The sequence below is a fragment of the Aporhodopirellula sallentina SM41 genome, from assembly GCF_000346505.1.
GTDB classification, from domain to species: domain Bacteria; phylum Planctomycetota; class Planctomycetia; order Pirellulales; family Pirellulaceae; genus Rhodopirellula; species Rhodopirellula sallentina.
In genome coordinates, this window is sequence record NZ_ANOH01000354.1 from 1 (window position 1) to 623 (window position 623).

At 55.9% G+C, this 623-nt stretch carries 1 pseudogene; it reads right to left on the reverse strand.

Annotation, left to right across the window (positions count from 1 at the left end):
- Nucleotides 1-184 precede the first annotated feature (184 nt).
- Nucleotides 185-328: pseudogene (locus RSSM_RS35600) on the reverse strand (IS4 family transposase); the annotation flags it as partial.
- Nucleotides 329-623 lie beyond the last annotated feature (295 nt).

The following is a 623-nucleotide window of genomic DNA, read 5'->3' on the forward strand; positions in this document are numbered from 1 at the left end:
ATATCCACACTGGCCCGCATCAACAACACGACCATCCAGTAGTTGCCGTAAAAGCGATCGGCACCCCCACGTCGCCTTTACTGAAGCAACCGATGATCTGACGACGCAGTGCCGTCTCGCCCGTTTCCTTGCCCTTGTACCTGGTAATCGCACAGTCGATCACGCAGGCTGTTGCCAGCGAGATCACGACGACGAAGCGAGCAATCGGAAAACCAATACCGGGTTTCTGCTCGCGATTTTGCGGGTAGGCAGCTTGATTCCTTTGCGTGTCAGGCATCATGAAAGTCGAGCCATCGACGAGCTTGGCGTGCCGCCCCTTCCAAAGGTGACGTGGTTCGACCAGTCGCTCGGCTTCGTTTCCGATTGGAATGGTCAGTTCATGCAATGCGTCTTCGGAGAGTTTTGCTCTGGCGCGGCAGTAGTCGCGGGTACGCAGGATGCCATCCACGTTCGATCACCACCGGCAACGAAAAACAGCCGCAGCCGATAATATCCACCTAGAGTGGGAGGGCACTATCTTTCTACGCTGCGGCTGATTCGTGCGTAGCGACGGTATTCGATTCTCCGTCCTCTAGGACCGAGCGAATAATCGGTGTGCGATTTACTGTAGCGGAAGTCGCCAA